Below are 23,427 nucleotides of genomic sequence, written 5' to 3' on the forward strand. Positions count from 1 at the left end.
TTTAGTTCCTTATCCTATCTATTTCTTGCTCTAAATAAAAATCTTGGAGCCAGTTGACAGTAGCCTTTATATCGTAGCCACTTTCAATTACTTCTGATTGTCTTGAATAACGATTATTAATTCTAGTTTCTAATATTTTCTTTGCCCAATAACTTGCTGGTTTAGTCAAGGGGAGACTTTGTAGCAAGTCAGCATGAATATCAACCTCATCAGGTACCGTATCAGAAATAATGCAATTAATTCCAGTTGCCTGAGCTTCTACAACCACCACTCCTAAGCCTTCATATAAAGATGGAAAAACAAATATATCCATTGCTTGCAGTAACTCTGGAATATCTTTTCTCAAACCTAAGAAAATGACTTTATCCTCAATTTTTAAATCTTTCACTTTTTGTTTTATTTTGTCTTCCAGGGGACCAATACCAACAAGAACTAAAACAGCGTTGTTTTTTTTATAAGCAACTTCTTTAAAAACATCTAATAAAAAGGTGTGATTTTTCGCGAGTGCTAGTCTTCCTATATGACCAATTACAAACTTATCTTTCAATCCTAATTCTTGTAACTTTTTTTCTTTTACTTCATCTGAATAAGAAAAATTATCAGATTGAATTGCATTTTTCAAAACAGAAAAACGATTTCCTTTGACAACCTTCTCCCCAAATCTGTCCTGACCTGCTAGCAACGAACAGGCCAAAAAGTAGTCCGCAATATGTCTTGTAGGATAAGAAACGATACCATATTTTATTCTCTCGCTAAATATCGTACTGTTTAATGCGTGGGAATGTGCAATGGTATACTTTCCAAATTTTTTAGCTATCTTTAAATAAATCGCGGCACTGCTACCGATATGCCCATGAACAATTTTGTGTTCTGAATGACTTTTAAAAAACTCTTTCCACTTTTTGGTATAGTCAAAGTAGTTTGCGACATTAAAATAAGGTACATGATAAATTTTTCCACCTAAGGCGAGTATTTCGTCGTCATAGTCTCCTTTTTCCGAGCTGTGAACCATGAAGTCAAACTGGATTTTTGAACGATTAATCGTTCTATAAAGATTCATAATCATTGTTTCAGCACCAGCGCGGTCCATTTTCCCAATAACATGCAGAATCCTAATTGGTTCCTCCATTTTCGTCCCCTTTCCAATACCATTTGTAATAATCATGATTCACTCGTTCATTCTCTGGTGGGAGTTTCATGTAGTCCCCATATTGACGAGTTAAATACGCTTCATGATTTTTAAGTTTTCGAGCGATTAACCCCTCAAACTTAACATCTTCGTATTCTTCCCAAATGTCTTTAGGGAAAATAGCTTTTTTATAGCCAGTATAAAGATAGCTAATTAATTGGTTATCGCTATTACGATATTTTTGCATGAATTTATCCAATTTTTCAGCCAAAATTCGATATTTTCCATAGAAACGAATGTGTTGAGGCATCCATAAAACAAGTTTACCCCAAAAATATATTTTTTTACTTGAACTTGCAAAATCTAAGCCATGAGGATTGGAAGCCGTTAGTTGAATTGCCTTTTTCAAAAACTCTTTTTTAAAGAGTTGTCTTTCTTCTTCATTGTCAGGTAAAATATCCATTGGAAAGATATCTAAAAAGACACCAGTCCCTCGATTTAAGTTATCAATTTTACTTGTAAAACTCGTCCGAGTATCATAAAGTTTAGCAAAAGGGAGATAAGTTTCCCTTACTTTATAATGTAAGAGCGCATATTTTTCATTTGGTAGCTGGTTCATTAAAACACTAATTAGATGTTCATAATGTGGGCGCGTTAACTCTATATCAATATCGTCGTCCCATGGAATGTAGCCGCCATGACGAATTGCCCCAATCAAAGAACCACCCGCAAGTGTGTATTCAATTCCATTTTCTCGACAAATACTGTCGATATATTTTAATTGTTCTAATTGTATTCCTCGAAGTTCTTCGTTAGTAAGTTCTTTCATTATTTTTCATCCAATTCGTTAAAAACTTTTATAAACCGTTTTGCAGACTGCTCCCATGTGAAATTTTCCAACACATTTTTAGAAATTTTCTTCTGCATTGATCTCATCTGCTCTTTATTATCTAAAACTTTTGTTAATGTTTCAAATAATTCTGTTTCATTATTTTCAATAATATAGCCATAAGTTTCATCGGGCATAATATCTTTAGCCCCTCCAACAGTCGAAGTTGTTACGATAACATTCTCTAACATCGCCGCTTCTAGCATCGCCGTTGCAAAACCTTCACTACGAGACATGAGTACAAACACATCTGATTTTGCATCAATTTCTAATACTTTCTCATAAGGAACATACCCCAAAAACTTGATATTGTCTTGTGAATAATTTCTTTGAACCTCTTTTAAAAGTGGACCATCCCCTGCAATAATTAATTCTAAATTTTTTCGTTCTTTTGAGAGTTTAGAAAAAGTAGATAGGAGTATTTCTACACCTTTCATTTGAGGAATCAGACGACCTGCATAGGATATAGTAATCTTATTTTCATCTTTTTCGATTTTTTGATTAAGATACTCATCAACAGCAACTGCATTAGATAAGACCCCTTTAGCTTTTATATTAAAAGTTTTTAACCACTCGGATGCTTCGTTTGAAACACCATAGAATAAACTTGTATCTTTTTTCACCCTTCCAATAAGCCATTGTTCTATTTTTCTCAATATAAAGTCTAAAATAGGATTATTTAATGTCAAATAAGACGAACCATGTTCAATTACAATAGCTTCTTTTCCTTTTGCTTTTGCCATTTTAACACCAAGAATAGCTGGAATATGGAAGCGAGTATTGGCAACATAATAATCAATTGATTCTGTTTCAATTTTTTCTATTAATGAGTGATAAATTCGATTTTTTTTCAAAAAAGGATATCTATTTTTCCAAAGATTTTTTATGGGCAAGCGATAAATTTTTATTCCTTCTTGAATTTCTTCATTAGTTAAGTTTTCATCATGTTGGGTTGTTATGATAATAACACGGTAACCCTTTTCAGTCAACTTCTTAGCGATATTATAAGTATAACGTTCTACTCCTCCAAGATGGGGAATATAATAACCATTAAAAATTGCAACTGTTTTTTCCTTCATTTTTTTACCATTTCCTTAATTTTCTTAAGTTCTCCTGTTACGACTAAAAATAGTGCAACAATAATTAGCCAAATAATCCCTCTCAGTAACAGAGTGATAAACAGATTTGAAAAACTAATATATGGATTGGTTAAAATGACAATAACACTCAAAATGATTCCTAAAAATAGTGGTTTAATAATCACTTTAAAAAGTTGGAAAAAGTTACTATCTAAGGCACGTCTCATCAATAGACTTCCAGAAACAATAAAATTCAAGAAATATGCTCCTGAAACGGCAATTGAAACACTAGTTAAGTTACCACCTAAAATCCCTATGAAAATACATAAGCTGATGATTCCAAGAGAAATAAAACCACTTACTGATTGAATTTTAGTAAGGTTACGAGATTGCCAAATTGCAGACATTGACTGTGACAACATTTGGGGACAAATACTTAAACTTAGTATAGAAAGTGGGAGAATTGCCATACTCCATTGCTTACCAAAAAGTAAATAAATAATAGGACCCGCATTTAATGAAAAGAAAATTGAAACTGGAATAGCAACAATTGCAAGGAGGCGACAAACTTTGAGGTAGGTATCTCTAATTAATACAACATTTTTTTCATGTTCAGCCAGAATAGGTTGCATCACTGGATTGATAACATTCAAAAAAATTGTAATTGGGAAAGATAAAAGTTGATAACTCTTTGAATAATTTCCTAGCAGTGTAGTGCCAAGAAATTTCCCAACTAATAAATTGTCCAAATTTCGATAAAAATAATTGATAACGGAGAATCCTGTCTGATGTTTAACAAAAGGTAAAATTTCTCTAACTGGTTTAAAATTTAGAGATCTAGTATAATCTATCTTAACAATTTTAAAGGTCAATAGAAAACTTGTTAAGTCAGTGACAACATAGACAAGAACCATTGCATAAACTCCAGCGTGTAGAAAAGCTGCCGTAATACCAAAAATCGCTCCCAAAATACCTGATAAAAGTAAACGAATACTTATTTCTTTGAATCGCTTTTCTTTACCAAGAATTCCATTAGGAACTTGTACCATAGAACTCATCATAATAATAGGCGTCATTGCCCAGCATAGTGGGATATATATTGGATTACTATAAATAGTGCTAAGGATTATTCCCCCTCCAAAGCCAAAAGCAAGAACCAAAAATATACCAAAAATAACAGAATAGTTAAAAATTATTCCGTAGTCTTTTTCATTCAAATTTTTGTTTTGGATGATAGCAGGTCCAATTGCTGATCCGGCTAAAAGTTGGAAGAAAAATATAATAACTTGCACGATAGTAACCATCCCAATTTCTTCAGGAGTTAATAATCGTGAAAGAATCATATTAATTATAAGTTGTACAATAACTGTACTATACTGGGCAATTGCAGTAAAAAAGATTCCTGTTTTAAATTCGTTTTTCATTATTTAAACTCGTAGTTGAGATACTTCTTCATTCCGTCAGCTAAATCAAAGTTAGGTTTATATCCTATGCTTTCAAGTTTTGAAACATCTGATAATGAATCCTTTATATCTCCTTGACGTGCAGCATCATATTTTATTGATAATTCTTTATCTGTAAATTTCTGAGCAAATTTCGTCAAATCATTTATAGTATTTTTGATTCCTGTTCCAACATTGTAGACTTCCCCCAAAGATTGATTAGAGGTTGCTATTAACAGTAATGCTTGAATAACATCTTCTATATAAACAAAATCTCGAGATTGTTCTCCATCTCCAAAAATGGTTAATTCTGTATTTTCTCGTAAACGATTAACAAGAATGGAGATAAAACCTGAATATGGAGAATTAGGGTTTTGATTAGGTCCATAAACGTTGAAAAAGCGTGTTGCACTGGCAGGAATATCATATAAATTATAATAAATCATCGCCATTTTTTCAGAAGCAAATTTATCAATCGCATAGGGAGTAAGAGGACGAATTGTACTTTCTTCAGTTTTAGGGAGCGTAGGTTCGTCACCATAAACAGCAGCACTTGAGGAGAAAACAAATCGTTTCAATGATTTTTTATTTTGACGTAAAATTTCTAAAATCATCATCGTACTGTCAAAATTAACTTGATGAGTTTCATAAGGGCGAGCAACTGAATCTGCTACTGAGGCAATTGCCGCTAAGTGAAAAATATAATCAAAATCATTTTCTTCAAAAACTTTTGTCAAAAGTTTTTTATCCGTAACATCACCTAAAATTTTCGTCAGATTAGCTGACTCGTGCAGATTTTTAAAATCACCCATTGAAAGATTGTCAATAACAGTAACTTTGTTTTGAGGTAATAACACATTGGCTAAACTTGAGCCAATAAATCCTGCCCCACCCGTTATTAATACATTATTCTTTTTTATCATTTTTTCTCTCCAGCTCTTTTATTTTCTTATTCAACAAGGATACCTCTTGTATCAAATTCTTAATCTGTTTTTCAGCTGATATTAAAGACATTTGATACTTTAAGGAAATAATTAGAAGAATACCTACCAACATGAATAAAGTAAGTGCTGTTAGAGTTTCAATTCCGAAGAAGTGGGCAATATTACTTCCCACTTCCGGAAATATAGCTCCGATCAACATGATGAGAGCCAAGATAAGCCATTTCAACATATGCCTTACCTCTGCCTTATCTTTTCTAACCAATCTTATGGTATAGACAAAGAAAAGCACAGCAAGAACGATGGCTAATATCCGAAGTTGTATCGGCATTATGGTTTCTCCTTTCCTAACACAGAGCTTGCTAAAATTGCTAGAGATACGCTAACCATATAGTTCACGCCTTTAAGCATATTAATACTTGAAACTCCAGTAGTTCGCTCAAACATCCTTACTCCCACTTCTTTTACACGAATATTTTTAGAAAAGAGGTGCATGTAGCTTTCAGGTTCTGGATATTGTCTTGGATATCTTTTAACAAATTGCTCAATCACTTTACGATTTCCTGCTCGATAACCGCTGGTAACATCTTTAATTTTTATTTTAGAAGACATATAAATTAAAGATGATAGAATTTTTATACCCATTTGACGTGATTTTGAAGACTTAAATTCAGAATTGCTTTCGTCTAAAAATCTAGAACCAACGGTAAAATCAGCTTCATCATTCAAAATAGGCTCTACCAGATTTGGTAAAGAATGGATATCATGCTGACCATCTCCATCAAATTGAACGGCTATATCGTAAGAATTTTGTAGGGCATAAAGATAACCTGTTTGTACGGCTCCACCTATTCCGAGATTTTGAATCAATTCAACGTGGTTAATGTTGTTTGCCATCAAAATTTCTTCTTCGTTGTCAGTGGATCCATCATTTATTACTACATAATCTAATTGATAAGGACAAGTGGCTTGATAGTCCTCTACAATTTTTAGATTTTCTAATATTCCTTCGCCCTCATTATAAGCCGGGATAATTAGTAAAATTTTCATTTTCTTGTCTTCGGACACAGTGCCAAGTTCTCCTCATAATATTTGCGCTGTACAACTTTCTATACAGTTTTCTAATATAAATTTTACCATAAATTACTTATTTTTTTTATTAAGTCCTAAACGGTATACAATAATTACTTTAATCTTTTTAAAAATCATTTTAACCAGATCCCGTAATTTTGTCTGTGTTAAATCAGTCTCTACAGAACGTAAGAGTCGATTTGCTGAAATGTTCGCAACAAACCCATTATTTGTTTGTATTTGAGAAATACGGAAATCATAGCCATTTGCCCACGAAACATAAACAAGAAGGCGTTCAAATGCATGTAAAATACTATTATATGGTAAAGGCTCTTCTGGAACGTCAGCCTGAATATTAACATTTAATAAGTTATTCAAAGCTTGAGGACGATACCAAATCATTGTGCCGTAACTCATTACATAGCTATCTTTCTGCTTCAATTCTTTGAAATTTTCAAAGTCTATTTTTTGCCAAATTTCTTGCATATCTGGCCAAATATCACGTTCGGTGATGTATGTTGGCCCATAAAAATGTTCAAAAAATGATGGAACGTCAGCAATCATTAAGCCAAGCTTTGGATTTTTTTCAAATTCATGAAAAATAGCTTGAGCAGGTTCTAATAAAGAATATTCAATATCTCGTCTCCAAGATTCTCCCACAATCCAATCATTATCTTTTGATTTTTTAGTGTGAAAATGTCCGCAAAGGTCATAATCTGTCATTAATTTTGAAACTTGCATCCACGGAAGAACGTCTCTTCCTTTATTACCGGTTACGATAACTTTTTTTATTTGTGGAAGAGGATAATTTTTAAGAATTTCTTCATACTTTTCTTCTGTATCTGTGGTGATATATAAATCATAATTTTGAACATATTTATCAAAATAATTAAGATATTCAGGAATTAGGTCAAGATAAAATGCATGAAGGTGAATACCAATTTTCAAATTAGTTTTCGAACTTACTTCTTTTGTGAATTTCAGTGTTTTTTCTTCTAACATGTATTCACGGTCCGGATAATCTACTTCTGTCATGTGATTAACAATAAGTTTAACCGGAAAAGAAGTTTCTTGTTTTAAACGTTCAATCACTAAAGGAGTATAAATATTTTCTGCACCATAGCTGAAAGCTTTTATTTTTAGGAAAGGAATGTGTCTTTTCAACAATTCTGGTAAATTGAATACGGAAAAATCATGGACAAGCATGCCTGCCCACTCTTCTTTACGTGTATCAAATACAACTCCTGACTTAAATCCAGCATCTTCAAAATACTTGGTCATTGCTGTTTCGTATTTTACGATAACTTCTACAACATCATCTAAAACTTCAATATTTGCCCAAAAATTTTCAAATGCTCCACTCTTTACAATTTTTTGTTTATAGTTGACAAAATAGCTTTGAATATGGTCTGGTAATACAATCGCTTCTCGATTTTCCCAAGGTTTTACCTTATGGCTTCGATTATTAGTAATTCCCCAAAAGTCAACGCTTGTATCTTTGTCAAATTTTGCTAAAATTCCTTCAAAATCATAAACAGGACCAAAACATGTATCATTCATAACAGTAACTGAATCATACGAAGCCAATTTATCAAATCCATAATGCTTCATCGCGTCTGACCAAGCGACAAAATCATACCCCTTGTTTTCACGTTGCATAAAACCGTCAATAAGATTTTGCCCTGTTAATGTTGATAAATCGTTCTCATCCATCTGACTATTTGAAATGAAGAAAATCTCTTTAAAATTCTGACGTAAATGGGTTAGTTGATATATAACATGGTCGCTTAATTCGTTATTTCGGTTAAAATGTACGTATAGTAATAATTTATTGTTCATGTTTCTTTCCTAAGGGGTGTAGAAGTTTGTTTAATATTCGATAAGCTAGGGAGTTGGTGATATCAGAAATCATTTTTTCTTGGTTAGCAATATGAGTATCTTTGTCAGCTATGATTTTTCTCATTATCTCTTCTTGGGTATTATGATTAATGAGTTCTTGTTCTTTGTCAGCAAGTTTTTGCTCACTATCAATTACTAGATTTTGGTAGTTTTCTACCCAAAGTAGTAAATTTTTTTGTAAGGCTTCTATCAATTCTGCTGGAATTTTTTGAATATATTTGTTGATGATATAGAAATAGGATTTATAATAATTTTCCCAATTGCCGCGCTTACTTAAGGACTCATTTAATACTCTATAATTTAACTTTGTAGTGGAGACATAAACTGGTTTTGCTTCATTGTTTATAATTAAATTAAGCCAAAAGTCGTAATCTTCAAGAGTTTGGTTATTCAAAGATTCATCAAATTTTGCATCAACAATCTTAGAAGTCCTGACAAGTGATGAGGCATCAATTAAATTCCCAACAATTTCTTTTTCAAAGCTGTATTCTAAGTCTGGACGTAAAACGTCTCTTTGGGCATTAAAATCCCAAAGTTGACAATAAGCAATGTCTGAATTTGTTACTGACAATTCTGTCAGTAATTTTTCGATATGATCATCATTTAAAAAGTTATCACTATCTACGAACAACAGAAAATCGCCAGTCATTTTACTCAAAGCATCATTTCGGACGTAGGCCAAACCTCTATTTTTTTCTGAAAAATAATGTGTTTCTGTAAACGGAGAATCTTGCAACACTTCTGAAATTACCTCTCCAGAAGCATCTGTTGAACCATCATTAAAAATTAAGAGTTCTATTTCTTGATGAGTTTGCCCAAAGATACTGCGCAAGCATTCCTCAATGTATTTTTCATGATTATAACATGTCACTACGACTGATACTTTTTTATCCATAATTTCACCTATTTAAAGATATAATGTTCTATTCCTGAGCGGTATTCATCCATTGGTAGATGCAAGTGGTAAGACCTAAGTGTGGTAACACCTAAGTTCAAGGCAAGGGCCATTAAACTAACAAAAAGTACGATTCTTCTCAACCAACTTCCAGTTGATTTAACTGAAATTTTTTGGGCTAGAAGGGTCAAAATTGGTGCCAAGAGTAAGATAAAGACTGTGAAGTATCTTCCTTGTGGCCCTGTGATTACGTGTTCAGTAAAAGCTGGGTCAATGGCAAATTTAAATAATACTCCAAACAGATTAATCAAGTTAATAAGTAAACCTAACCATGCAAACCAACGCGGCACTTGTTCTTTAGTATAAGATAAGAATAAAAGAATTAATGCACCATATTGGATTGGATAAAACCAAGCAGGTATTGCTGCTGTTGAAGTTCCACTGATAACTTGAGTTGTTAATACTGAGTAATAAGGCTCCATGAACGTGTAAAGGAACTTACTTACTACAAGGCATAATTGGTCATGATATCTAAAAATATAAACCAAAGCTCCTAGGCCAATTAATACACCACTTCCAATAAGAACTTGTAGTTTTGTTAAGCTAAGTTTTAATTTTTTCGCAACTATTACTATAAATACTGCCAAAACAATTAAATAAAGTAAGCGTGAGTTGGCCTTTGAAAAATACAAGGCAATCGACGGAAGAATAATTCTTAAGAAAAAATCTTTTAGCTGAATTTCTTTATTTTCTTGCAACTCTACTGCCAAGTTAATCAAGGTTGCACTTAGCCAAGCAAAAACAATATAATTATAAGAATCATAACTTAAACTTGTAGCAAATTGAATAGCAACAGGAGTGACAGATATGATTGTGAATATCATTTGGTAAGCTTTTAGTTTTTTGATGATAAAATACATCGTCAAAACAAAGAAAATTAAACTAAATAACCGAGCAACCAAGACCATCGAACCTACTGATGGGTAAATCATATAACCCACTTTTACGCCCAAAGCAGGAATCAAATGCATGATATCCTGATACCATTTTTTTCCTAAGGCACGCTTATCTGTTACTTTACTTTTAGAAACCAGTGGAAGTTTTGTTTCAAAAAAATCTTTGAAATAAGTTCCATCTTTCATTTTCGTTGTGACCGTTGTAAAAGGAAGGGGTGCTGATTGATAATCCTCAGCAGGAAAGCCAATTTTTGTTCTATCCACAACTGTATTTGAAAGATAAGACGATTTATCAAAATGATAACTTGAATCCGGCTCAATAAAAAGTGGTTGAGCAATCGCAAAAATCAAGCCAGCAACAAGAGTAACAATTAAAAAAAGTCGCTCTGGTTTCATTAATTTTTTAGTTTGAGTCTTTTCTTTAACCAAAATTCCAATCTCCATTCCGCAAGATTAGGCCGCTTGCTGAATCTTTAGCACTGAGGTCATCTTTTGGAATGTCGAGACGATTAATAATAATGATTTTTTCATCGATATCATAAGCAACCATTTCATCTTTGGCATTCCGCACTGAAACTTGTAGCTTGAGTTTTAAATTATTAACTTGGTCTAGTTTGCATTCATAAACAGCTCGTTTTTCACCTTGACCTTCGGTCAGGTAATCCATTGAGTTGTCATTATAAATCCAGATATTACGGTCTGCATCGGTTAATGAGAAAGCAACATAAGTTTTAATATCTTCTTTAACATTATAAGAAACTTCAAATTTAATGGGTTGTTCTGGCGTTGTTTGTACTGGTGATAATAAATTTACTTTTAAATCACTGACAAACTCTTCAACTTCTTCTGTTGATTCTTCTTGAGCCGCTTTAAGACGTTTTAAATTGTCCAAACTGTATTGGTTAGCAACTTTATCTACATTTCCTGCAACTTTAATTAGACCATCTTCGATAAGTACCGCTTTATTACAATATTTTTTTACGGCATTCATGTCATGGGTAACTAAAATGGTTGTTAATCCAGATTTTTTTCTTTCCAAGAAATAATCATTACATTTTCTTTGGAATGCTTCATCCCCAACAGCCAAAACTTCATCTAAAACAAGAACATCTCCTCTTGCTTTGATAGCAACTGAGAAAGCCAAACGAACTTGCATTCCACTAGAATAATTTTTGAGTTTTTGGTTCATAAACTCATGTAACTCTGCAAAATCGACAATTTCGTCATACATTTCATCAATTTCTTGAGTTGAAAATCCAAGCATCGCACCGTTCATATAAACATTTTCACGGCCTGTAAGCTCGGGATTGAAACCAACACCAAGTTCAATGAAAGAAACTAATTTACCATTAACGGTAACTTTTCCTTTTTCTGGAACATAAATTTGAGAAATGATTTTTAAAAGTGTTGATTTACCTGACCCATTACGACCAACAATCCCAAAGAAATCACCTTTTTCTACTTCAAAATCAATGTCTTTTAGGACATGTTGTTCTTTATAACCTTTGATTCCTCTAAATCGATTGACAAGAGTTGTCCGAAGGCTTGTACTCGCTTCTGTCGGAAGACGAAAATACTTACTTACATGATCAATTTTTACTGCTAATTCAGCCATTTTGTCTCCTTAATTAAATAACTTCTGCGAATTTCTTAGAGTTTTTAGTAAATATCCAAAGTCCAAGTCCGAATACAAGAATCGGCAAGATATATGGAACGATAATTACAAAAGGATTGTGCCACATTTGCCATAGTGTTGGATTGGCATTGTTACTAAAAGTTAAAATATAACGCATATCTTGAACAATTTGAGCCATTGGATTAAGCATCAATATTTTGGCAATTTCAAGATGTGAAGTTGAGATTTGTGTTACTGGATAGATAATTGGTGTTCCGTAGAAAGCTGCTTGCATTACTACTTCCCAAATTGGTCCTAAATCACGGAAATAAACAAAAAGGGTTGAAAGGATAAAGGCAATTCCCATCGTGAAGATGATTAATTCTAGAAGTAAAGGAACGGCGAATATTACTGTCCAGCTCATTTGTACGCCATTAATTAAAGCAAAGATAATAACGACAACTAAAGAAATCATTAAATTAATAAAAGCGTTGGCAACAACTGAGAAGATGAGGACAGGCTTTGAAAAGTTAACTTTTCGCAATAAATCTCCACGGCTGACAATTGAGAGCATTCCCATATTTGTTGCTTCACTAAAGAAATTCCAGATTGTAATCCCGAGTAACAGAGCAACAGCAAAGTGAGGAATTGCTTCCCCAAAACGCATGAATCTTACGAAGACGAGATAGAGAATCAAGAAAAGTAAAAGGGGTTTTAAGATAGACCATAGGTAACCTATGACACTTCCTTGGTAACGAAGTTTAAAGTCAGTTTTAATTAACTCTTTAAGTAGAATTTGATTTCTACGGCTGAAGAAATTCATTTATTTTTTTCCTTTATATGCAAATTTTGTGATGATAAGTGTTCGAAAAATTCTTGTATGATAATTTTTATTTTTACGTAAATCATATTGTTCAAGAATTTGACGACGCTTTGCTTTCGGTTCTGCTAAAATATTGACATAAGCTGTCACAAGCGCTTTGTCATCTTCCGACATTAGTGACAAATTTTCTGTCAGTAATTTTTGAGCTTGTTTTTGACTGGCTGTAATGAGCCACCAATATTTTTCAAACCATAAGTTTGGGTGTATCCATTTTTTTATCCGTTTTGAGAGGGTTCTTGCTCCCAAAACATTAGAATCGTGCTGACGATAAAGATGAGTAGGTTGGTCAATATAAACCAACTCACCGAGTGCAGCTGCTACAATTGCCAAATACCAATCATGCATAATAATATCATTTGTGCTTTGCCAAAGTTGTGCAAGCTCATGATTAATCATACTCGCTCCGCCTGTGACCGTATTCTCGGTCAATTCTTGAACAAGCTTTGTATTTGCATGGTCAGACTGACTGCGTATCATGGATTCCGAAGTCACATTAAGGTTTCTGTCAGTAACTTTCAAATCTGTATAATACATAACCGGTTTACTATTATCATGTTTCTTAGTTTCTTCTAGCATTACTGACAGCTTCTCTGGCAACCAATAATCATCTTGGTCAGCAAAAAAATAGAAGTCAGCATTGTTATTATCTGTTACAAGCTCATGAAAGGATTTAATCACCCCAACATTTTCAGCTCGAATTAATTTAATTCTGTTGTCTTTACTGACAAAATCATCAACAATTTCGCAGGTTCTATCAATTGAACCATCGTCACGAATAATTAAATTCCAGTCAGTATAAGTTTGTTTTTGAATACTCTCAATCTGATCAGCGACGAACTTCTCGCCGTTGTAGGTTGACATTAAAATATTAACTCTCATCTCCGCCTCTGGCTAGGTTCTCCATTTTTCTTAAAGGCTCAGACTCATCAGTAAACTTTGGAGCGAAAAGGTCCTCATATTGAGCACAAATATGCTCCCAAGTATATTTTTCTTCGATAATTGCCTGAGCTTTTTCGTGTAATCTTTGACCTTCATCTGGGGTCAAATTTTCAACTTCTGACAAAGTTGTCAGTAAATTTTCCTTGTCAAAATAAATGACGGAATCGCCTGCTGTCGTCCGGTTGAAATTGACTCCTAAAACAACATTGACCGCTGTTGACCACATGGCCTCAAGCAATCCAGGATTTGTCCCCCCTACCTCATGACCATGTAAATAAGCAAAGGCATGTTCACGAATATATCTCAATTCGTTTTGATTATAGACTGTTCCAACAAATTTAATTCGTGCATCCTTGTCGAATTGCGTTTTTTCGCGCAATTCTTTGAAGTAAGCATTCCCTTCGTGATTAGTAATAATCACAAGGTCTCGTTTTGTTGAACTTTTCATGAAGTCTCTAATTAGCGTTTCATAATTATTTTCAGGCACAAAACGCCCTACAATCAAATAATAATCATTAACTTTATATTTTACCAGAGTTTCTGATTCTGTCAAATCGGACTTGAACTTTTCTGTTCCATAAGCAATCACTTCTGATTCAACTTGTCCATATTCACTTGTTAAATATTCTTTAATTCCTGCGTTATCTGAAATAATCAAATCAGCATATCGCACCATTTTTTTCTCAGCAAATTTCAAATAAGAACGAATTGGTGCTGCCCACTTGGTTCTTTTCCATTCCAATCCATCAGGATTGACAAATAATTTTCCACCAAGTTTATGGATTTTATTGGCATAGTGGCCAATAAATCCACCTGCTGTATTCCCAAGAATATAAAAAATAGGCGCTTTGATTTCTTCTTTTTTACAATATTTAAGTGCCGCATTAATGGCTAAAATATCATAAGCAATCACACGTGCTGAACCAATTTTGGGTAACTTAATTACAAAACAATCTGCTCCAAGATACTCAAAATGTTCTCCAGGTAGTGCCATGTCTGAATTCTCACTTTGACAAGCTACATGATATTTTATATTTTTATTATTTTGATGTTTGACGAGTTCTTCAACAAATGTTTCAAACCCTCCATATTTCGCTGGTAAGCCACGGCTACCAATGATAAAAACGTGTTTTTTCATGTTGTTCCTTTTACTCACTAAAATTTATTTAGTGATTATTTCAGCCTCTCAAAATGAGAATTCTGTCAGTACTGACGAGCTTTTGCAGGTCGCTGACAGAATTTTCAATTAGTTTATTTTAATGACAGAGTCATTATTTTTTGTTAATTTCGCCTTTTACGCCATCTTTATTTTCACGCAAATCGCCTTTTTCAAGCATACTTGCTAAAGCTTCTTGCCATGTTGGAATGACAAAACCTGTCGCTTTTGCTTTTTCAAGACTCATTGTTGAATTAAATGGACGTTTTGCTTTTGCCGGGAATTTGCTTGAATCCACAGGTTTAACGAGCACATCTGTGTCTTTCAAGATTTCTTTAGCAAAATCAAACCAAGTCACATCTTCACCAGGCGCAGCATCGTTTGTTAGATGATAAAAACCAAAATCAGCTTTTTCATTAACCAAATAAACCATAAATTCAGCAAGTGTACGTGTCCAAGTTGGTCTGCCGTGTTGATCATTAACAACGGTTAATTCTGGAAAACGTGTCGCCAAGTTTTGCATTGTGAAGACAAAGTTTGGTCCATAAGAACCAAAAACCCAAGCAGTACGGATGATGTAATGTTTTACACCAGAAGCCACAACTGCTTCTTCACCAAGATGTTTCGTCCGCCCATATTCAGATTCAGGAGCTTTTGGTGCATCAACCGGCCACTCTTGGCCAATTGGCAAAGTTCCGCCAAAAACATAGTCAGTTGAAATATAAACGAGTGTTGCCCCAACACGTGCTGCCGCTTCGGCTACATTTTTAGTTCCATCAACATTGATTTTTTCATCAAGTTCACGACCTTCGTCTTCAGCTTTATCAACAGCTGTATAAGCCGCACAATGATAGACAAGTTCAGGTTTATTTTCATCAAAGAATTTATCAACAGCGACGCCGTCAGTAATATCGAGTTCTTTAGCATCTGTTGCTGTATAAGCTATGCCACGTTCATCAAGTAAATGACGCAACTCTGTTCCAAGTTGTCCATTTCCACCTGTTATTAAAATCATTTGTTCTCCAATCTTTAATCTTTCTACTGAGAGATTTGTCATTTAAAATGTTAAATCATAGTGCGGTTGATTATTATGGCAAACTGCTTCTATAGCATAACCATCAGGGTCATAAATAAAAGCCGCATAATAATTTTCATGAAAATGTTTGTGATAGCCAGGCCTGCCATATCCTTTAGCACCAAGCTTTATGGCCGCTTCGTTAAAATCATCTACTTCTTGATTAAATTTGGCTTGGAAAGCTAAATGAAAAGAGAAAGGTTGTCCTTCATAAATTGCAAAATCACCAAAAGGATCTGTTGAAATACTGTCCGAAAAATTTGCTGATTTTTCGGAGCGATGATGAAGTTTATAACCCAAAGGAGCAAGCACAGATTCATAAAATTGAATAGAACGTTCAATGTCTTTAACAGCAAAACCACCAATATGATTAATCATATTTCCACGCTTTCCCGCACTTATTTACTGATAGAGGCTATTTCTGTTTAGAATTATATGCAATCGTAAAATTTGCCACTCCTACCACTATCAAGCACAGCGCAATAAATTTATTTCTCGCAAAGAGCTCAATGATAGCAACTATAAACATCACAATTCCTAAAACAACATTTAGCAGCTGAGTATTTTTCATCAGAAAATACCTTTCTATACTCACAAGCTTTGCAAACAAAGCCTGTCAAATTTGACAGAAAAATTATTTATCCAAAACCTTTTGTGTTTCAGCATATTTTGCTTCAACAGCTTCTTTTTCAGCTTTCCACCAGTTTTCGTTTTCACGATACCAGTCGATTGTCGCTTGCAAACCAGATTCAAAGTCAGTATGTTTTGGAGCCCAACCAAGTTCTGTACGTAATTTACTATTATCAATCGCATAACGAAGGTCATGGCCAGCACGGTCAGTTACACGGTCATAATCGTCTTTATCTTTGCCCATACGAGTCAAAATATCTTCAAGAACTTCTTTGTTATTTTTTTCACCGTCTGCACCGATAAGATAAGTTTCACCCATACGACCTTTAGTCAAAATTGTCCAAACACCTGATGAATGGTCTTCTGTATGAATCCAGTCACGAACGTTTTTACCATCACCGTAAAGTTTTGGTTTGATTCCTGAAAGAATATTAGTAATTTGACGAGGAATAAATTTTTCGATGTGTTGGAAAGGTCCGTAGTTATTTGAGCAGTTTGAAATTGTTGCTTTAAGCCCAAATGAACGGACCCAAGCACGAACAATCAAATCAGAAGCCGCTTTAGTTGAAGAGTAAGGGCTTGATGGATTGTAAGGTGTTTTGTCAGTAAATTTTTCACCTTCACCTTCGCCATGACCTGGCAAATCTTCGCGATAAGGCAAATCACCATAAACTTCATCAGTAGAAACATGGTGGAAGCGTAAATCATATTTACGAGCCGCTTGAATCAAAGTATAAGTTCCGATAAAGTTTGTTTGGATAAATTCATCTTGAGATTTCAAAGAATTATCATTATGGCTTTCAGCTGCATAGTGAACAATTGCGTCTGCTTTAGAAGCCACTTGATCAACAATTTCAGGGTCTGCAATGTCGCCAACAACAAGTTCGACACGTCCACTGTCAAATAACATGTTAATGTTATTAACATTTCCTGCATAAGTTAATTTATCCAAAACTGTGATATGCACGTCTGGATGATTGTTATAAACATAGTGTACAAAGTTTGAGCCGATAAATCCTGCTCCACCTGTCACAACGATATTTTTAAATTCAGTCATGTTTTTTCCTTTTTCGATTATTTATTAGTAAATCTTGAAAATTAATCCACTCGATACTCTCTGACAAATTTTGCTTTTGGCACAGCTTTTAAATATTTTCCATTGAAGACCAAATAATCGCCAATAGGGACTGTCATTTTGAGTAAACCACCGACATTTTTTACTGACAGCGATTTATCATTCCAAGAAAAGCCCCCGTCAGTAAATGCCTGATTGGCCCAGCTCGGTCTGTCAGTATTTTTTTCAACTTGCCAAAATTCTAAACGTTTTTTAGTTCGTAAATGTAAAGCAAACATTAGAGTTCATCAGCCTTCAAAGCTTTTACATCTTTTAATAATGGATGATTTTTATCAGCTTCAGAAACTTCAGCATTTTCAACATCTTCCCACTTAATTCCCAAAGTTGGGTCAGCATAATTCACAAAAGCGTATTTAGGTTTAAGTTCAAGTGCCCAGTAATCATTAACTAAATAGCTATAAGAAACTGTGTCAGACAAAACTTGGAATCCATTAGCCACACCACGTGGAACAAAAATTCCTTTACTTGCATCAATCACAGTTTGATAAACATGACCGAAATTTTCTCCTTCACGTAAATCAACCCATGCGCCTAAAACACTTCCGCCATCAGCGACAGAAATATACTTATCCCAAGGTTCAGCGTGGAGGCCACGCAAAACATTTTTACGAGAAAAACTTACATTGTTTTGTAATTTTTCTTCGGCAAAGAAGCTTTCTGGAAAGCCAAGTGGCATCATTTTTTCTTTTTGGAAATTTTCTTTAAACCATCCACGATTATCACCATGAACTGGGATATCAAATTCTAACATTCCAGGAATTTGGCTGATTTCTCGTGCAGCCAATGTTTTTTCAAAAAAATTATCAGTCATATTTTTCTTTCTAATCACTATTTTCAAAGTTTATTCAAGAACAACGCTAACTTCATTCAGTCACTATCTTTTTTCTCTTTTGCATTGACGTGTGATTTTTGAATGTGTTCGAGCGTTAGCTTATTAGGTACATCTGGATGATGTTTTCGACAAAGAACATAAAGTCCATCAGCTGTGCGATGAAGTCCAATTCGATGACAACCTGGTGCATGACATTTTAGTCTTCGCCAAACAACAGCAAAGACACCAAAAAGTGGTAAACAGCTGAAAAATCCGCCCCACCACGCTGACCAACCTACGTCAGTCACACCAGTAAACCACAAAAACCATTCCCAAATATTTTTTAGCATTGATTGTCCTTCTTGTATTTTGACAACTTTACTTTAATAATGACTTTTTAGTCTTTTCCAATCAAACGAAGCAAGTATTGACCATACTCATTTTTCTTAAGCGGTTGAGCCAATTTAAGAACATCGTCAGCTGTAATATAACCCATACGATAAGCAATTTCTTCCAAGTTTGCCACTTGCATATTTTGCATCCGTTGAACTGTTTCAATATATTGTGCGGCTTCAAGGAGAGATTCATGTGTTCCAGTATCTAACCAAGCAAAACCACGGCCCATTAATTCAACTGACAAATCGCCACGTTCAAGATAAGCTTTATTTACGTCAGTAATTTCAAGCTCTCCACGAGATGAAGGTTCAATGTTTTTGGCAATTTCAATAACATCATTATCGTAGAAGTATAAACCAGTTACTGCATAATTTGATTTAGGTTCTTCTGGTTTTTCTTCAATAGAAACAGCATTCATGTTTTCATCAAATTCAACGACACCAAAACGTTCTGGGTCAGGAACATGATAACCAAAAACAGTGGCTCCTTTTTCTTTTGCAGCTGCATTTTGGAGCATTTTAGACATTCCAGGTCCGTGATAAATATTATCACCCAAAATAAGCGCAACTGAATCATCACCAATAAATTCTTCACCAATAATAAAAGCTTGAGCCAATCCATCTGGTGATGGTTGTACCGCATATTGCAGATTAATCCCAAACTCAGAACCGTCTTGAAGTAACTCTTTAAAACGTGGGGTATCTGTTGGTGTCGAGATAATCAAAATGTCTTTAATCCCAGCCAACATCAAAGTTGACAATGGGTAATAAATCATTGGTTTATCGTAAATAGGCATCAATTGTTTTGAGGCAGCACGTGTGAGTGGGTAAAGTCGTGTTCCAGACCCTCCTGCTAAAATAATCCCTTTCATCAAAGGACCTCCATAATCATAATTAATCAATATACATTATAACACAAAATTTTTATCAATACACAACCCTCTGTGGTCATTTTGAGGATAAAAGGTTGATAAATAGGCATTTCTGATACTATTTTAAAACACTAATGAAAAGATTCTACCTATATAAATTATAAATAAAAAAATCTCTAAAATTAGAGACTTCCTTTTTTATCTTCTTGGTTGAGCAACCAAAGCAGATTGAATATTAAATTGACGTTTCAAGAGCCAACGAACTCCAAAGGCTACAAGTCCAACAATGACCAAAGCAATTGCAGGAAGTTGCAAATTAACTGATGTTGGCAAAAGGCCAGAGAAGATAGTTACCGCAATCCAAAGGAGAACTGACAGAGTGGTTGCTGCAAAACCTTTCCAATTCCAAGTTCTACGACTGTTATCCGCTTTAGGACGATAAAAGTAACGATACATCATATACATTACCAAACCAGCAACTGCCGCTGACAAGATTGTTGTAATCAAGCCATAAACCGGAGCCTTAGAAGTGATAAGTGCGGTTACTCCATTTAAAAGAGAAATAAATCCTAAAAAGAGTAGGCTACTATCAAGCCACATCAAAACTGGATTTTCATTTTTTTCACTGACAGGTCTATCAGCAACTTTTGGTTGATATTGAGCAACAAATTCAGTTGGCGCTCCCAATAATTTACGAGCAATAATTCCTGATTTTTGACCTTCAATAATTTGCGGAAGAATGTCATTCAAGATTTCTTTAACTTCTTCATCTGATTTCCCAACTAAAATCAGTTGTTTCGTTACCGAATGAATGTATTCTTTATTTTTAGCAGTAAGTTCTTCGATTAAATTTTCCATAATCTCATTTTATCAGAAAGCGTGAAAAAAAACAGCCAAAAATAGTCAAAAGCTTGATTTTTTTATTTGAAAAATGTTATAATCAACAAGTATGTTGTTTTTAAGCACATAAAAATCTAATGGGAGGTAAATATCATGTCTAAAGAATGTTATTTTACTGGTCGTAAGACTGTTTCAAGTAACAACCGTTCACACGCGATGAATCAAACTAAACGTGTAGTTAAACCAAATCTTCAAAAAGTTACAATTCTTGAAAACGGTGAACTCAAAACTGTATGGGCTTCAGCTAAAGCTTTGAAGAAATTGCCAGCAGGCGTAGAACGCGTATAATTTTTGTTTTTTGCAAAACACAAAAATATCCTGTCATCTGACGGGGTTTTTTATTTACTGACAGCTCTGTCAGTAAATAAAATTGTTACCAACAAACTCTGTCAGCGCTGACAAATGGTAAATTTCAAAAAGCAGTTCAAAAGAGCTGTTTTATTTTATAAAAGTATGATAAAATGAGTAATGATATTTAAATAATATGGAGGAAAGTGCCGTTTGTCAGTCAATTTTTCTTTATTTACAAAAATTTGTAAATTATTGACGACGGTACAGCTATGAAAATGAGTGTTACTATCAACAACCAACACGGGAATGTCGATATTGCTACCGAAGTCATTGCAACGGTTGTGGGTGCGTCTACAACTGAAATTTTCGGCGTAGTCGGCATGACCAGTAAATCTGCTGTTAAAGATAATGTTCGCAGTGTTTTGCGTCAAGAAAACTATTCTAAAGGAGTTGTCGTTACAACTGCTGACAACGAAACTTCTATCGATGTTTATGTTGTCATTTCTTATGGTGTAAAAATTAGCGAAGTTGCAAAAAATATTCAAGAACGTGTTCGTTTCAATCTCGAAAATCAACTTGGCATCACAGCCAGTAGCGTAAACGTATATGTACAAAATGTGAAGGTGGTTGAAGATTAGTGTCAAATATTAATGCAAGTAAATTTCAAGAAATGATTCAAGCAGCGGCAAGCCGTTTGAACGAACAAGCCGAATATGTTAACTCGCTTAATGTTTTCCCTGTTCCCGATGGAGATACAGGAACAAACATGGGCATGACCATTACAAATGGGGCAAAAGATGTTGCTTCTAAACCAGCTGATACTGTTGGTCAAGTGGCTCAAATTCTTTCAAAAGGTCTTCTTATGGGGGCTCGTGGAAATTCTGGTGTTATTTTAAGCCAACTTTTCCGTGGTTTCGCTCAATATGTTAAAGATTACGAAGAAATTGATGGAATCCATCTTGCAGCTGCACTTCAAAATGGGGTCGAAGTAGCCTATAAGGCAGTTATGAAACCTGTTGAGGGAACAATTTTAACTGTTTCTCGTGGTGCTGCTGAGTTAGCAAAACGCAAAACTGACGAAACTGATGATGCTGTTAAAATTATGGAAGCAGCACTTGAAGGAGCTAAAAAAGCACTTGCCATGACTCCTGATATGCTCCCAGTTCTTAAAGAAGTTGGAGTTGTTGACTCTGGTGGTCAAGGTTTGGTTTATATCTATGAAGGCTTTTTAATGGCGCTTAATGGTGAATTCGTACCAGAAACACCTGTTGCCGAACTTGGCGCAATGGACCGTATGGTTAATGTTGAACACGAAAGTGTTGCCAATGCTTCAACAGCGGACATCAAATTTGGTTATTGTACAGAAATCATGGTTGAACTCGGTAAAGGTCCAACTTCTCGTGAAAGTTACGACCACGATAACTTCCAAGCTTATCTTGCAGGAATTGGGAATTCACTTCTTGTTGTTGATGATGAGGAAGTCGTTAAAGTCCACGTTCATACAGAAGATCCTGGTTTAGTTATGCAAGAAGGACTTAAATATGGACGTCTTGTAAAAGTTAAAGTTGACAATATGCGCCTGCAAAATGAAGGAGTCGCTGAAAAAGAAGCAAAATCAACAAATGTTTCAACTTCTACTTCTAAAAAAGACTGGGGCTTAATTGCTATCGCTGCTGGTGAAGGTTTAGCTGATATTTTCCGTGAAATGGGTGTTAATCATGTTGTTTCTGGTGGTCAAACAATGAATCCTTCGACAGAAGATATTTTGACTGCTATTGAAGCTGTTAACGCAGAAAAAGTAATTATCTTACCTAATAACAAGAATATCTTTATGGCTGCAAAATCTGCTGCTGAAGTTGCTGAAATTCCTGTTGAAGTGATTGAATCTGCCACTGTTCCTCAAGGATTTACAGCACTCTTGAGCTTTGACCCTACACGTTCAATTGAAGAAAATAAAGCCGCTATGACTGATGCACTTCTTGACGTTAAATCTGGTTCAGTAACAACGGCCATTCGTGATACAAATGTCGATGGTATCGAAATTCATAAAAAAGATACACTTGGAATGTTGAATAACAAAATTGTTGTTTCAACACGAAAAATGAATGATGCAATCTTTGCTGTCTTTGATCAAATGATTGATGAAGATAGTGAGATTGTGGCGATTTATATTGGTGAAGAAGGCAAAAAAGCCAATGCTGACAAAATTGCTAAAGAACTTGAGAAAAAATATCCTGAAATTGAAGTTGAAATCCACGAAGGAAAACAACCGGTTTACCCATATCTCTTCTCAGTTGAGTAAAATATAGAAATAAAAAAAATTCTGATGTTTAACATCAGAATTTTTCTTTTGCTTTATAAAAAGTTACTGACAGAAGCATTTTTCATCGATTAAAATTTCTGTCAGTAACTTTTTTATTGAGT

Annotated in this window: 25 protein-coding genes; 3 read left to right on the forward strand and 22 right to left on the reverse strand. The window is 34.4% G+C overall.

Annotated elements, in window-relative coordinates; all coding sequences use genetic code 11:
* Nucleotide 1: 1 nt before the first annotated feature.
* The 22 genes from HFD15_RS04590 to HFD15_RS04695 all read right to left on the reverse strand — a co-directional run bounded on the left by HFD15_RS04590 (nt 2) and on the right by HFD15_RS04695 (nt 20,670).
* Complete coding sequence (locus tag HFD15_RS04590; RefSeq protein ID WP_174231350.1) at nt 2-1,129, reverse strand: glycosyltransferase family 1 protein; 1,128 nt, start codon at nt 1,127-1,129, stop codon at nt 2-4.
* Nucleotides 1,113-1,958 (reverse strand): phosphorylcholine transferase LicD, encoded by an 846-nt coding sequence (locus HFD15_RS04595; protein WP_058208243.1) that lies wholly within the window; start codon nt 1,956-1,958, stop codon nt 1,113-1,115. Before HFD15_RS04595 ends, HFD15_RS04590 begins: the two co-directional genes overlap by 17 nt.
* Nucleotides 1,958-3,097 (reverse strand): glycosyltransferase family 4 protein, encoded by a 1,140-nt coding sequence (locus HFD15_RS04600; RefSeq protein ID WP_044009729.1) that lies wholly within the window; start codon nt 3,095-3,097, stop codon nt 1,958-1,960. Before HFD15_RS04600 ends, HFD15_RS04595 begins: the two co-directional genes overlap by 1 nt.
* A complete protein-coding gene (locus HFD15_RS04605; protein ID WP_025016590.1) occupies nt 3,094-4,521 on the reverse strand; it encodes a lipopolysaccharide biosynthesis protein in 1,428 nt (475 codons plus the stop codon). Before HFD15_RS04605 ends, HFD15_RS04600 begins: the two co-directional genes overlap by 4 nt.
* Nucleotides 4,521-5,462 carry an NAD-dependent epimerase/dehydratase family protein gene (locus HFD15_RS04610; RefSeq protein WP_025016591.1) on the reverse strand — a complete coding sequence of 314 codons (942 nt, stop codon included), beginning with the start codon at nt 5,460-5,462 and terminating at the stop codon, nt 4,521-4,523. Before HFD15_RS04610 ends, HFD15_RS04605 begins: the two co-directional genes overlap by 1 nt.
* Entirely contained in the window at nt 5,446-5,811 is a 366-nt protein-coding gene (locus tag HFD15_RS04615; RefSeq protein ID WP_025016592.1) for a DUF2304 domain-containing protein, read from the reverse strand. Before HFD15_RS04615 ends, HFD15_RS04610 begins: the two co-directional genes overlap by 17 nt.
* Nucleotides 5,811-6,530: a glycosyltransferase family 2 protein gene (locus HFD15_RS04620; RefSeq protein ID WP_032943221.1), complete on the reverse strand. Its 720-nt coding sequence runs from the start codon at nt 6,528-6,530 to the stop codon at nt 5,811-5,813. The genes HFD15_RS04615 and HFD15_RS04620 overlap by 1 nt, the downstream gene beginning before the upstream one ends.
* A gap of 93 nt (nt 6,531-6,623) precedes the next feature.
* Nucleotides 6,624-8,390, reverse strand: coding sequence for a rhamnan synthesis F family protein (locus HFD15_RS04625; protein WP_058208242.1), 1,767 nt, complete (start codon nt 8,388-8,390; stop codon nt 6,624-6,626).
* Nucleotides 8,380-9,345 (reverse strand): glycosyltransferase family 2 protein, encoded by a 966-nt coding sequence (locus HFD15_RS04630; protein ID WP_058208241.1) that lies wholly within the window; start codon nt 9,343-9,345, stop codon nt 8,380-8,382. Before HFD15_RS04630 ends, HFD15_RS04625 begins: the two co-directional genes overlap by 11 nt.
* Before the next feature lie 8 nt (nt 9,346-9,353).
* On the reverse strand, nt 9,354-10,745 hold the full coding sequence (locus tag HFD15_RS04635; RefSeq protein ID WP_058208240.1) for a DUF2142 domain-containing protein: 1,392 nt from the start codon (nt 10,743-10,745) through the stop codon (nt 9,354-9,356).
* Nucleotides 10,723-11,916: an ABC transporter ATP-binding protein gene (locus HFD15_RS04640; protein ID WP_011675427.1), complete on the reverse strand. Its 1,194-nt coding sequence runs from the start codon at nt 11,914-11,916 to the stop codon at nt 10,723-10,725. The genes HFD15_RS04635 and HFD15_RS04640 overlap by 23 nt, the downstream gene beginning before the upstream one ends.
* Before the next feature lie 13 nt (nt 11,917-11,929).
* Nucleotides 11,930-12,739, reverse strand: a complete 810-nt coding sequence (locus HFD15_RS04645; protein ID WP_025016596.1) for an ABC transporter permease — start codon at nt 12,737-12,739, stop codon at nt 11,930-11,932.
* Complete coding sequence (locus HFD15_RS04650) at nt 12,740-13,678, reverse strand: glycosyltransferase family 2 protein (protein WP_058208239.1); 939 nt, start codon at nt 13,676-13,678, stop codon at nt 12,740-12,742.
* Complete coding sequence (gene cps2T / locus HFD15_RS04655; RefSeq protein WP_025016598.1) at nt 13,668-14,876, reverse strand: beta 1-4 rhamnosyltransferase Cps2T; 1,209 nt, start codon at nt 14,874-14,876, stop codon at nt 13,668-13,670. The genes HFD15_RS04650 and cps2T overlap by 11 nt, the downstream gene beginning before the upstream one ends.
* A 133-nt stretch (nt 14,877-15,009) precedes the next feature.
* Entirely contained in the window at nt 15,010-15,909 is a 900-nt protein-coding gene (rfbD, locus tag HFD15_RS04660) for a dTDP-4-dehydrorhamnose reductase (RefSeq protein ID WP_025016599.1), read from the reverse strand.
* A 42-nt stretch (nt 15,910-15,951) separates the two neighbouring features.
* Entirely contained in the window at nt 15,952-16,347 is a 396-nt protein-coding gene (locus tag HFD15_RS04665) for a VOC family protein (RefSeq protein WP_058208238.1), read from the reverse strand.
* A gap of 256 nt (nt 16,348-16,603) precedes the next feature.
* On the reverse strand, nt 16,604-17,656 hold the full coding sequence (rfbB, locus tag HFD15_RS04670) for a dTDP-glucose 4,6-dehydratase (RefSeq protein ID WP_023190041.1): 1,053 nt from the start codon (nt 17,654-17,656) through the stop codon (nt 16,604-16,606).
* A gap of 41 nt (nt 17,657-17,697) precedes the next feature.
* Nucleotides 17,698-17,952, reverse strand: coding sequence for a hypothetical protein (locus HFD15_RS04675; protein ID WP_003129781.1), 255 nt, complete (start codon nt 17,950-17,952; stop codon nt 17,698-17,700).
* The gene (locus HFD15_RS04680) at nt 17,952-18,545 is read right to left on the reverse strand and encodes a dTDP-4-dehydrorhamnose 3,5-epimerase family protein (protein WP_010905193.1); all 594 of its coding nucleotides are present in this window, start codon (nt 18,543-18,545) and stop codon (nt 17,952-17,954) included. The genes HFD15_RS04675 and HFD15_RS04680 overlap by 1 nt, the downstream gene beginning before the upstream one ends.
* Nucleotides 18,546-18,601: 56 nt before the next feature.
* On the reverse strand, nt 18,602-18,895 hold the full coding sequence (locus HFD15_RS04685; protein ID WP_058208237.1) for a hypothetical protein: 294 nt from the start codon (nt 18,893-18,895) through the stop codon (nt 18,602-18,604).
* Between the two features lie 47 nt (nt 18,896-18,942).
* Complete coding sequence (rfbA, locus tag HFD15_RS04690) at nt 18,943-19,812, reverse strand: glucose-1-phosphate thymidylyltransferase RfbA (RefSeq protein ID WP_023190046.1); 870 nt, start codon at nt 19,810-19,812, stop codon at nt 18,943-18,945.
* Nucleotides 19,813-20,010: 198 nt separating this feature from the next.
* Nucleotides 20,011-20,670 (reverse strand): DUF1129 domain-containing protein, encoded by a 660-nt coding sequence (locus HFD15_RS04695; RefSeq protein ID WP_012897029.1) that lies wholly within the window; start codon nt 20,668-20,670, stop codon nt 20,011-20,013.
* A 135-nt stretch (nt 20,671-20,805) separates the two neighbouring features.
* On the opposite strand from HFD15_RS04695, the gene rpmB reads away from it, so the two are divergent.
* The 3 genes from rpmB to HFD15_RS04710 all read left to right on the forward strand — a co-directional run bounded on the left by rpmB (nt 20,806) and on the right by HFD15_RS04710 (nt 23,305).
* Nucleotides 20,806-21,000, forward strand: coding sequence for a 50S ribosomal protein L28 (rpmB, locus tag HFD15_RS04700; protein ID WP_003129776.1), 195 nt, complete (start codon nt 20,806-20,808; stop codon nt 20,998-21,000).
* 278 nt (nt 21,001-21,278) lie between these two features.
* Nucleotides 21,279-21,641, forward strand: a complete 363-nt coding sequence (locus HFD15_RS04705; RefSeq protein WP_025016601.1) for an Asp23/Gls24 family envelope stress response protein — start codon at nt 21,279-21,281, stop codon at nt 21,639-21,641.
* The gene (locus tag HFD15_RS04710) at nt 21,641-23,305 is read left to right on the forward strand and encodes a DAK2 domain-containing protein (protein ID WP_021721783.1); all 1,665 of its coding nucleotides are present in this window, start codon (nt 21,641-21,643) and stop codon (nt 23,303-23,305) included. The genes HFD15_RS04705 and HFD15_RS04710 overlap by 1 nt, the downstream gene beginning before the upstream one ends.
* Nucleotides 23,306-23,427: the final 122 nt, after the last annotated feature.

This window comes from Lactococcus sp. EKM203L, assembly GCF_011800585.1.
GTDB classification, from domain to species: domain Bacteria; phylum Bacillota; class Bacilli; order Lactobacillales; family Streptococcaceae; genus Lactococcus; species Lactococcus lactis.

Bases quoted from the DNA above. Each gene is read 5' to 3' on its own strand.
- HFD15_RS04605 (WP_025016590.1), bottom strand. From the start codon at position 4,521: ATGAAAAACGAATTTAAAACAGGAATCTTTTTTACTGCAATTGCCCAG.
- HFD15_RS04595 (WP_058208243.1), bottom strand. From the start codon at position 1,958: ATGAAAGAACTTACTAACGAAGAACTTCGAGGAATACAATTAGAACAA.
- HFD15_RS04685 (WP_058208237.1), bottom strand. From the start codon at position 18,895: ATGCTAAAAAATATTTGGGAATGGTTTTTGTGGTTTACTGGTGTGACT.
- HFD15_RS04635 (WP_058208240.1), bottom strand. From the start codon at position 10,745: ATGGAGATTGGAATTTTGGTTAAAGAAAAGACTCAAACTAAAAAATTA.
- HFD15_RS04625 (WP_058208242.1), bottom strand. From the start codon at position 8,390: ATGAACAATAAATTATTACTATACGTACATTTTAACCGAAATAACGAA.
- HFD15_RS04590 (WP_174231350.1), bottom strand. From the start codon at position 1,129: ATGGAGGAACCAATTAGGATTCTGCATGTTATTGGGAAAATGGACCGC.
- rfbD (WP_025016599.1), bottom strand. From the start codon at position 15,909: ATGATTTTAATAACAGGTGGAAATGGACAACTTGGAACAGAGTTGCGT.
- HFD15_RS04645 (WP_025016596.1), bottom strand. From the start codon at position 12,739: ATGAATTTCTTCAGCCGTAGAAATCAAATTCTACTTAAAGAGTTAATT.
- HFD15_RS04620 (WP_032943221.1), bottom strand. From the start codon at position 6,530: ATGAAAATTTTACTAATTATCCCGGCTTATAATGAGGGCGAAGGAATA.
- HFD15_RS04665 (WP_058208238.1), bottom strand. From the start codon at position 16,347: ATGATTAATCATATTGGTGGTTTTGCTGTTAAAGACATTGAACGTTCT.
- rpmB (WP_003129776.1), top strand. From the start codon at position 20,806: ATGTCTAAAGAATGTTATTTTACTGGTCGTAAGACTGTTTCAAGTAAC.
- HFD15_RS04650 (WP_058208239.1), bottom strand. From the start codon at position 13,678: ATGAGAGTTAATATTTTAATGTCAACCTACAACGGCGAGAAGTTCGTC.
- HFD15_RS04630 (WP_058208241.1), bottom strand. From the start codon at position 9,345: ATGGATAAAAAAGTATCAGTCGTAGTGACATGTTATAATCATGAAAAA.
- HFD15_RS04705 (WP_025016601.1), top strand. From the start codon at position 21,279: ATGAGTGTTACTATCAACAACCAACACGGGAATGTCGATATTGCTACC.
- rfbA (WP_023190046.1), bottom strand. From the start codon at position 19,812: ATGAAAGGGATTATTTTAGCAGGAGGGTCTGGAACACGACTTTACCCA.
- HFD15_RS04640 (WP_011675427.1), bottom strand. From the start codon at position 11,916: ATGGCTGAATTAGCAGTAAAAATTGATCATGTAAGTAAGTATTTTCGT.
- HFD15_RS04600 (WP_044009729.1), bottom strand. From the start codon at position 3,097: ATGAAGGAAAAAACAGTTGCAATTTTTAATGGTTATTATATTCCCCAT.
- cps2T (WP_025016598.1), bottom strand. From the start codon at position 14,876: ATGAAAAAACACGTTTTTATCATTGGTAGCCGTGGCTTACCAGCGAAA.
- rfbB (WP_023190041.1), bottom strand. From the start codon at position 17,656: ATGACTGAATTTAAAAATATCGTTGTGACAGGTGGAGCAGGATTTATC.
- HFD15_RS04695 (WP_012897029.1), bottom strand. From the start codon at position 20,670: ATGGAAAATTTAATCGAAGAACTTACTGCTAAAAATAAAGAATACATT.
- HFD15_RS04610 (WP_025016591.1), bottom strand. From the start codon at position 5,462: ATGATAAAAAAGAATAATGTATTAATAACGGGTGGGGCAGGATTTATT.
- HFD15_RS04675 (WP_003129781.1), bottom strand. From the start codon at position 17,952: ATGTTTGCTTTACATTTACGAACTAAAAAACGTTTAGAATTTTGGCAA.
- HFD15_RS04615 (WP_025016592.1), bottom strand. From the start codon at position 5,811: ATGCCGATACAACTTCGGATATTAGCCATCGTTCTTGCTGTGCTTTTC.
- HFD15_RS04680 (WP_010905193.1), bottom strand. From the start codon at position 18,545: ATGACTGATAATTTTTTTGAAAAAACATTGGCTGCACGAGAAATCAGC.